This is a genomic window from Arthrobacter mobilis, assembly GCF_012395835.1.
GTDB classification, from domain to species: Bacteria; Actinomycetota; Actinomycetes; order Actinomycetales; family Micrococcaceae; genus Crystallibacter; species Crystallibacter mobilis.
Genome location: NZ_JAAZSQ010000026.1, coordinates 40,951 through 48,714 on the forward strand (window position 1 = coordinate 40,951; position 7,764 = coordinate 48,714).

General features: G+C 70.3%; 10 protein-coding genes. 3 read left to right on the forward strand and 7 right to left on the reverse strand.

Annotated features, from left to right (window positions below; all coding sequences use genetic code 11):
- From HGG74_RS21755 to HGG74_RS18815, 3 genes are all read right to left on the reverse strand, one after another.
- Window positions 1–291 (reverse strand): thiamine pyrophosphate-binding protein (locus tag HGG74_RS21755; RefSeq protein WP_246263059.1); only part of this gene is annotated, 291 nt, incomplete at its 3' end.
- 206 nt (window positions 292–497) lie between these two features.
- Window positions 498–704 (reverse strand): hypothetical protein, encoded by a 207-nt coding sequence (locus HGG74_RS21245; protein WP_205762179.1) that lies wholly within the window; start codon window positions 702–704, stop codon window positions 498–500.
- A gap of 161 nt (window positions 705–865) precedes the next feature.
- Complete coding sequence (locus HGG74_RS18815; protein ID WP_168488888.1) at window positions 866–1,069, reverse strand: hypothetical protein; 204 nt, start codon at window positions 1,067–1,069, stop codon at window positions 866–868.
- A gap of 127 nt (window positions 1,070–1,196) precedes the next feature.
- On the opposite strand from HGG74_RS18815, the gene HGG74_RS21760 reads away from it, so the two are divergent.
- The 3 genes from HGG74_RS21760 to HGG74_RS18830 all read left to right on the forward strand — a co-directional run bounded on the left by HGG74_RS21760 (window position 1,197) and on the right by HGG74_RS18830 (window position 4,509).
- Window positions 1,197–1,826, forward strand: a complete 630-nt coding sequence (locus HGG74_RS21760; RefSeq protein WP_168488890.1) for a hypothetical protein — start codon at window positions 1,197–1,199, stop codon at window positions 1,824–1,826.
- Window positions 1,827–1,894: 68 nt separating this feature from the next.
- Entirely contained in the window at window positions 1,895–3,994 is a 2,100-nt protein-coding gene (locus HGG74_RS18825) for a DEAD/DEAH box helicase (RefSeq protein WP_168488907.1), read from the forward strand.
- Between the two features lie 17 nt (window positions 3,995–4,011).
- Complete coding sequence (locus HGG74_RS18830; protein WP_168488892.1) at window positions 4,012–4,509, forward strand: hypothetical protein; 498 nt, start codon at window positions 4,012–4,014, stop codon at window positions 4,507–4,509.
- 63 nt (window positions 4,510–4,572) lie between these two features.
- Here the strand turns inward: HGG74_RS18830 and HGG74_RS18835 are convergent, their stop codons facing one another.
- From HGG74_RS18835 to HGG74_RS18850, 4 genes are all read right to left on the reverse strand, one after another.
- Window positions 4,573–4,749, reverse strand: a complete 177-nt coding sequence (locus HGG74_RS18835) for a hypothetical protein (protein WP_168488894.1) — start codon at window positions 4,747–4,749, stop codon at window positions 4,573–4,575.
- 77 nt (window positions 4,750–4,826) lie between these two features.
- Window positions 4,827–6,053, reverse strand: coding sequence for an MFS transporter (locus tag HGG74_RS18840; RefSeq protein WP_168488896.1), 1,227 nt, complete (start codon window positions 6,051–6,053; stop codon window positions 4,827–4,829).
- 100 nt (window positions 6,054–6,153) lie between these two features.
- Window positions 6,154–7,152, reverse strand: a complete 999-nt coding sequence (locus HGG74_RS18845) for a cation efflux transmembrane domain-containing protein (protein WP_312856910.1) — start codon at window positions 7,150–7,152, stop codon at window positions 6,154–6,156.
- Window positions 7,149–7,628: a transporter substrate-binding domain-containing protein gene (locus HGG74_RS18850; protein WP_168488898.1), complete on the reverse strand. Its 480-nt coding sequence runs from the start codon at window positions 7,626–7,628 to the stop codon at window positions 7,149–7,151. Before HGG74_RS18850 ends, HGG74_RS18845 begins: the two co-directional genes overlap by 4 nt.
- Between the last annotated feature and the right edge of the window lie 136 nt (window positions 7,629–7,764).

A 7,764-nucleotide genomic window follows, 5' to 3' on the forward strand; every position in this document is an offset into this window, starting at 1 on the left:
ATTCGCCGCGCCGGGGCCGCGGGTGACCATCGCGATCCCGGGGGCCCGGTGCAGCTTCCCCTCGGCCTCGGCCATGTACGCCGCCCCGCCCTCATGCCGGCACACCACCGTCTCAATGTCCGACCCGTGCAGCCCGTCCAGCACCTCCAGGAACGACTCGCCCGGCACCACATACGCCCGCTGCACCCCGTGGGCAATCAGCGAATCCACAATCACATGCCCGGCCGACTTCCGCCCGGCTGCTCCTTCGTCTTCTGTGGTGTTCGGGTGATTGGCGATGGTCTGCGTCATGTGCTGTGGCTTTCTTGTTCTTCAGGCTGGGTGGGCGGTTAGGGAAATTTTGATGCGTGGCGGGACTGTAGCGGCTGGTCAGTCCGTTTCGGGGCTGGAGCAGAACGGGCAGCTCTCGTCGCAATCCGCCGGGGCGGGAACACTCCAATCCGATATCCGGACCTGGCTGGGTGCCGGGGTCTCCCCAAGTTGGATTTGGGGCCGCATCAGGGTTTCCGTCCTGTCATGAGGTTCCTTCGATTTTTCTTCCCGAGGGATGTGCCGCGGGCTTGGGCATCAGCGGATTGGGCATCGGCGATGGCGATGAGGTGTTCACGGGAGGGGTATTTCCAGCGCACATATTGGAGGGGAAGCCCGGCTCGTTCGGCGACCAGAGTATGGGTTACCGCGTCCGGTCCCTGGCTGATGCTCATCTCCGTGATGCACGCCTTCAAGGCCGCGGTCCTTCGTTCGTTGCGTTCCCACAGGATGTCAGCGACCGGCCTGGGCGGTTTTGGCCGGGGCTTCTGGCGCCAATGGGGCATATTTTCTTTTCACCTCTGGAATGCTGACGGGCGGAACACCCGAACCGGACTTAGCCGGAGAGGCCGGAATTTTCCGAAGACAGCTCCGTTTCCGTCTCAATCAAGGACAAGCCTTCCCAAGGATGAGCCGTGATCCGTCCCGAAGCGCCATACGGCCAGGAGTCCAGAGGCACGTTCACGTCCTGCCGGCCAGCCGCCTCCCGTACCGCCCGGCGGCCGAAGGGGCGGACGAGTGAAAAGGTCATGCTGCTCATGACGGCTTCCTTCCTTATGACGGGCCCCTCAGGGTCCTCTCCGACTAGCGTTCATATTCTGAACGTCGCGTTCAATTGTGGCATGCGACACGCTGGGGAAGCAAGGGGGTGTATAGGTTTTTATCGAATGGCAGCGGTGACCGGCGCGGCGGCGGGGGAGACGGACTGTGCTGATGCGGCGCTCAGTTCGCACGAGCTGCTGGTCCACTTCGAAATCCAGGATCTGCAGGGCCTGCGTGACCCGGCGGCTCCAGTGCGCCAAAGCCTCGTCATCGTGATCAGTCACGGCTTCTCCTTGCATGGCCTGGGAACGTCCGTCCTGGCGCTCGGTTCGCTCTCAAGGCATAGCACCGGGCGGGTATTGCACAATGGTCGGCGGCTGCCGCAGGCTGCCGGGCAGGCTTGCACCTGCCGCGGTTTCTGCAAGGCTGTACCCATGGGCTATTTCGTCGAATACAACATCCCCGCCAGCGACGACGACGAAGACTTCGAGTTTCCGGTCAACGAAGCCGAACCGGGCTACACGGTTCCGTTGAGCGAAACCGACGCCGAGATCGTCCATACCCCCGTGCTGCCGGCGCGGACCGGCGTCGCCGGGGCGACGCTGGCGGAGGCCCGGAAGGAGGCGGAGGAAATCATCCGCCACAGCCGGGCCACCGAGGCGCTGCTGTACGAGGACCCGGAGAACTCCGCCGAAAGCGGCAGCGGGCGGGTGGTCGGCACCTACACCGAAGGCGGCGGTTGGGCCGAACCGTAGCCTGGCCGCGCAGGGTCCGGACGGTGTCCTCCGAGAGCCGGCATGCCGCGGCCGGGCGGGCCGCGGGCATGCTCGACGAGTTCCGGAACGGGCTGGGCTTCGGCCTGGACCCTTTCCAGGCCGAAGCCTGCTCCGCGCTGGACGCGGGTGGCAGCGTGCTGGTGGCCGCCCCCACCGGCTCCGGGAAGACGGTGGTGGGGGAGTTCGCCGTCTACCTGGCCCTGCGGCAGGGCCGGAAGGCGTTCTACACCGTGCCCATCAAGGCCCTGGCCAACCAGAAGTTCGCCGATCTGGCGCGCAGCCATGGCCGGGAGAAGGTGGGCCTGCTGACCGGCGACGCCGGCATTAATGCCGGGGCCGACGTCGTGGTGATGACCACCGAAGTGCTCCGGACCATGCTGTACACCGATGCCCCGGCCCTGGATCGGCTGGGCTGGGTGGTCGTGGACGAGGTGCACTACCTCGCCGACCCGGTGCGGGGCGCCGTCTGGGAGGAAGTGATCCTCCAACTGCCGCGGCAGGTCCGCCTGGCGGCCTTGAGCGCCACCGTGTCCAACGCCGAGCAATTCGGCGCCTGGCTGGCCGGAGTCCGCGGGGACACTGCGGTGGTGGTCTCCGAGCACCGGCCGGTGCCGCTGCACCAGCACGTGATGGTGGGCAACGAGATCCTGGACCTGTTCGCCGGCCCGGTTGCCTTTGACGAACTCGATGCCGCCTCCGGCCCGGGCGGGGTCCCGGCCGGGCACCAGGTCAACCCGGAACTGCTGGCCCTCGCCGCGGCCCTGGGCCGGCGGGGCGGGGAGGACGGCGGGGAACCCGGGCGCGGCCGGAGCCGGCGCTTCGAGCGGGAGTGGGCGGCCCGGCGCGGCGGCACGGGCAGGGCCTGGCCGCAGCTGGTCCAGCGCCTGGGCCGTGAGGGGCTGCTGCCGGCGGTCGCGTTCATCTTTTCCCGCGCCGGCTGCGAAGCCGCCCTGCAGGAGTGCATCGACTCCGGGCTGTGGCTGACCGGACCGGCGGAGCGGCGGGAGATCCTGCGGCAGGCCGACGACACGGTCCGGGACCTGCCCGCCGAGGACCTGGAGGCCTTTGGCGCCGGCACCTGGCGCGACGGCCTGCGCCGCGGCTTCGCCGCCCACCACGCGGGCCTGCTCCCGGCCTTCAAGGAAACGGCGGAACAGCTGTTCGCCGCCGGACTGGTCAAGGCGGTGTTCGCCACCGAAACCCTGGCTCTGGGCCTGAACCTGCCGGCCCGCAGCGTGGTGCTGGACCGGCTGGAGAAGTTCAACGGCCTGACCCGGGTGGCGCTCACGCCCGGGGAATACACGCAGCTGACCGGACGCGCGGGCCGGCGCGGCATTGACACCGAAGGGCACGCCGTCGTCCGCTGGCAGCGGGGAACCGACCCGGCGGCCGTGGCTCACCTGGCCTCGCGGCGGACCTATCCGCTGGTGTCCCGGTTCCGGCCCGGCTACAACATGGCCGCGAACCTGCTGGCCCGGTGGGGTCGGCCGGGAGCCCTGCGGCTGCTGGAGAGCTCGTTCGCCAGGTTCCAGGACCCGGCGGCCGGCTTTGTTGCGGCCTTTGACGGCATCTGCGCCGTCCTCACCCGTTACGGCTACCTGACCGGCAACAGGGACGAACCTGTCCTGGCCGCCGGAGGGCAGCGGCTGCGCGCAATCCACGGGGAGCGGGACCTGCTTCTCTGCCTCGGCCTCGACCACGGGGCGTTCGAGGACCTGGAGCCTGCCGAGCTGGCGGCCCTGGCCGGGATACTGGCCTACCAGCCGCGGAACGCCGCTGGGGCGGGCCGGCCGAAGATGCCCACCTCCGCGCTTGAGGCAGCCGCCGACACCGTCTTCGGCCAGTGGGCCGGCCTGCTGCACCTGGAGGAAACATACGCACTTCCGGGCACCGCCGAGCCCGGCTTCGGCCTGGCCGGCCCCCTGTACCGATGGGCGCGCGGAGCCGGCCTGTCCGCGGCGCTCGCCGGCACGGAGCTGGCGGCCGGCGACTTCGTGCACTGGGCCAAGCGCGCCGCCGATCTGCTGGACCAGCTGGCCCGGGCCGAACCCGGGCCGGCGGATGTTGCCGCCCGGTGCCGGCAGGCGCTCGGCCTGGTCGCCAGGGGAGCGGTGGCCCGCTCCTCGGTGTCCGGAGACAGTGAATAGAAACCGAAGGAGCAGCCATGACCAGGACATCCAGACTCAGCAGCATCGCCCGGGCGGCCGGCACCGGTGCCGTGGCCGGACTCATCGGTGCCGGGGTGATGGCCGCAGGGGAGAAGGCCGAACAGGCCATTACCCGCCGCCCGAATTCCTATGTGCCCGGCCGTGCCCTGCTGACCCTGCTCGGACAGCACCCCGGCGATGACGTCAAGCCCTTCGTCTGGAACCACCTGATGCACTACAGCACCGGCGCCGCCCTCGGTGCCCTGCGCGGGGTGTGGGCGATCACCGGCATCCGCGGCCCGTACGCCCACGCCTGGCACACCATCGTGCGCCTGGGATTCGACCAGACCGTCGAGAACGCCACCGGCGTCGGTGCCCCGCCGCACACCTGGCCCGTCAGGGAGAAGGTGGTGGACGTGCTGCACAAGGCGGTCTTCTCGGTCGTGACCGGCATCCTGGCCGACCGCATGCTGTCCCCGGCGCTCGCCTCCGCCCGCGGGCGCACCAGCCATTGACGATCGAGACGGCGGCTGGGCAAGACCAGTATCCAGTGACGGTCCCGGTCCTATAGGGAGTGCCTACCGGTACGGGTTCGTGCCGGCCCCGCCGTTGCGGCCCTGCTCGTAGCCTTCCTGCCAGGCGTCCCGCACGGAAGCGACCAGCCCGGCCAGCAGTTCGTATGAGGGATGGTCAGGGCCGATGAAGATCATCTCCTCCTCGGCCCGGACCAGCAGGTCTCGGATGCGCTTGTCCATGGAGCGATTTTTCCACTTCGCCGGCCGCGGACGGACGGTGGCGGCGGCACCAGGCCGCCGCCGTCGTGCCTTCCGGGTCAGCGGTGCCCGAAGCTGAGCCCCAGCCGCTTCTCGCTCAGGTACAGGCTCAGCCCGACGCCCAGGGCGGCAAAGGCGCAGGTCATCCACCAGGTGGCGTGCCAGCCGCCGGTGGCGGTGGCCAGCCAGGCCACGATGGCCGGGCCGGTGAAGTTGCCGGCGTTAAAGATCTGCTGCATCAGGCCCATGGCCGCCGGGGCGGAGCCGCCGGGCGGGGCCAGGTCCACGGCCATCCGGGTCAGTGTCGAGGGGATCACGGCGCCGACGAGCGAAAACACGGCGACGCAGGCGAACTGGATGCCGCTGCCGCCCGGCACCTGGGTCCAGTCCACCGCGAAGGTGAGCAGCGACGTCGTGCCCATGAGCATGAAGGTGGGGATCAGCAGCCGGCGCGCCGTCACCCCGCGCTGCAGCAGCGGGGCGGTGGCGATAGCGCCGACGGCGTTCAGCCCGCCGACCACCGCGGAGAGGATGCCCGGCCAGATCCCGGCCACGCCGTTGTGCTCGTAGATGGTGGGCAGGAACCCGACCACCGCCATCCACTGGATGGTGTAGCAGCCGAAGACCACCCCGGCCACCCACGGCTTGGCCGAGCGGACCGTGACCCCGATGCGCCGGGCCGCGGCGGCCAGGCCGGCGTCGTCATGGGACGGATCCCGCGGCACGAACCGCAGCACCAGCGGCACCGGCACCAGGGTCAGGGCCGCCATGATCCACCACCAGGTCTGCCAGCCGGCCACCTGCAGCACCAGCGCACTGGCCACCAGCCCGGTGAACGTGGCGCAGCCCTGGTAGGCGCTCCAGAAGCCGACGGCGGTGTTGACCCGCCGCAGCGGGGTATTGGCCCGGATCAGCCCCGGGGCCACCACGGTGGCCATCAGGAAGCCGGCGCCCTCCAGCGCGCGGGAAGCCATCAGCACGGCCGCGCCGGGGGCGAAGCCGCCGATGACCGAGCCGGCGAAGAGCAGCCCGAGCCCGTTCAGCAGGCAGCGGCGGGCGCCGAGCAGCTCGGCGAACAGGGACACGGCCAGCCCGCCGGCCATGCCCGCCACCTGCACCAGCCCCAGCAGCACCCCGGCCTGCACCAGGGACATGCCCAGTTCGGCCTGGATCACCGGGATCGCCGCCGGCAGTTTCCAGATATGCATGGCCGCGGTGATGCCGGCGAGCACGACGGCGATCCACGCCGCGTCGGTGTGCCGGCGGGTCAGGGCGGGGGCGGCCATGGTTCTCCTTCGTGCCTGCCGGGACGGTCCGGTCCAGCCTATCCGCCTGCGCACGGATGCGGCGCCCCCTGGGCGGCGTTGGCGCAGTGGTGCCGGGCGGTCAGCGGTTCGTTTCGGACTGGTGCCGCTGCCCGGCCCCTCCCATCTCGGCGGGCAGCTCGGCGACGGGCACCAGGACGATGTCCTGGACCTTCCAGTCCAGGCCACGGCACTCGTCCCGGGTCCGCTCGAGCACGGCCAGGGACGGCACCTGCCCGCCGCGTGGGACGATGAACGACTCCACGTGGAAGACATGGCCCTGGTCGCGCACCCGCGAACCGGCCTCCTGCACCCAGGGCAGGCTGCGCAGGTGGTCGTCGAGCTGCCCGATCAGCGGATGCGGTTCGGCGTCGTCGTAGGTCATCGCCCGGGTATCCATCAGGTCGGTAATCGCCGCGCGCATGTTCCGGTAGCCGTCGCGCAGGATGCCGGTGGCAATGAACAGCGCCGCCGCGGCGTCGGCCCACCAGAGCCCGATGCCGATGCCGGCCACGCCGATGATGGTGCCGACGGCGGTCACCCAGTCGGCCCTGTTCATGTCGGCGTCGGCATAGAGCACCTTGTTGTGCAGCTCCCGGGCCAGTTTCATCTTGGCCCGGCCCAGGAGCACCGGCGGGACGGCCGTGATGGCCATGACGGCCATCATCAGCCAGCCCAGCCAGATGCTCTGGCCGAAGAGCTGGACCGCGCCGATGGGCGGATGCTCGGCCTTGAGCAGGCCCAGGCCGGAATCGATGAGCAGGAAGCCGCCCATGGTGCACAGTGCCACCGCCGCCACCAGATGCCCCACCCCGGTGGCCCGGTGGTAGCCGTAGGGGTAGCCGGCGGTCGGGGGCCTGGCGGCAATCCGCACGGCCAGCAGGAAGGCCAGCGGCGGGGCGAAGGAGAGCATGTCCTCGATCCAGGCCGCCTTCATCGCCTGGGAGTTGCCCATGACCAGGAGCACCAGGGTGGTGGTGACGGCGAGGAAACCGATGGTCATCCACTCCAGGCGGACGGCCTTGCGCAGGATCCGCTCCTGTTTCTCCGGCAGCTCGGTGTGGCCGAATCGCGCGGTCACGGCGCCTCCTCCCGGTCCAGCAGGAACCTTTCGAGTGCGAACAGGAAGGCGTTTTCGCCCATCCGCACGGCCAGCACGTGCTTCTCCGTCTTGCCCTGCGGGCTGGTCGCCTCGGTGTACGGCCGGGTCAGGGCGGCCTTCTCCGACCAGGGGGATTCCTTGGTCAGCCCGCCGATGACCAGGTCCAGCTCGCCGCGTTCGAGTTTGCCGATCAGCGGCTCCTCGCCGCCGGTATCCCACTGGACCTCGGCGTTGTGCGCGGCGGCGAACTGACGGACCAGCTCGCTTTCGGTGCCGCCCGGGTCCGCGCCGGGCCGGATCTCGGTCCAGGGCGGGTTGGGGGAGACCCCGACGCGCAGCGTGCCGTCCGTGACCCGCTCGAGCGTGCCTTCCGGATCGGCCGGGATGCTGACGCCGCAGCCGGCCAGGACCGGCAGGGCCAGCGCCAGGATGCTAATCAGGCGTACGATGCGCATACCTAGGACCATAGCCAAGCGGGGCCGCTTTTGCAGGCGTGGCCCGGAAGCGACGGCGATGGTCCTGCGCCGCGTCCGGCGGCTTCTACCGGAAGACGCCGCTGTAGGCGTTCAGCGCCAGCTGTCCGCCCAGATG

Coding starts and splice junctions, on each gene's coding strand:
- HGG74_RS21245 (WP_205762179.1), bottom strand. CDS start 704: ATGAGCATCAGCCAGGGACCGGACGCGGTAACCCATACTCTGGTCGCC.
- HGG74_RS18815 (WP_168488888.1), bottom strand. CDS start 1,069: ATGAGCAGCATGACCTTTTCACTCGTCCGCCCCTTCGGCCGCCGGGCG.
- HGG74_RS21760 (WP_168488890.1), top strand. CDS start 1,197: ATGGCAGCGGTGACCGGCGCGGCGGCGGGGGAGACGGACTGTGCTGAT.
- HGG74_RS18825 (WP_168488907.1), top strand. CDS start 1,895: ATGCTCGACGAGTTCCGGAACGGGCTGGGCTTCGGCCTGGACCCTTTC.
- HGG74_RS18830 (WP_168488892.1), top strand. CDS start 4,012: ATGACCAGGACATCCAGACTCAGCAGCATCGCCCGGGCGGCCGGCACC.
- HGG74_RS18835 (WP_168488894.1), bottom strand. CDS start 4,749: ATGGACAAGCGCATCCGAGACCTGCTGGTCCGGGCCGAGGAGGAGATG.
- HGG74_RS18840 (WP_168488896.1), bottom strand. CDS start 6,053: ATGGCCGCCCCCGCCCTGACCCGCCGGCACACCGACGCGGCGTGGATC.
- HGG74_RS18850 (WP_168488898.1), bottom strand. CDS start 7,628: ATGCGCATCGTACGCCTGATTAGCATCCTGGCGCTGGCCCTGCCGGTC.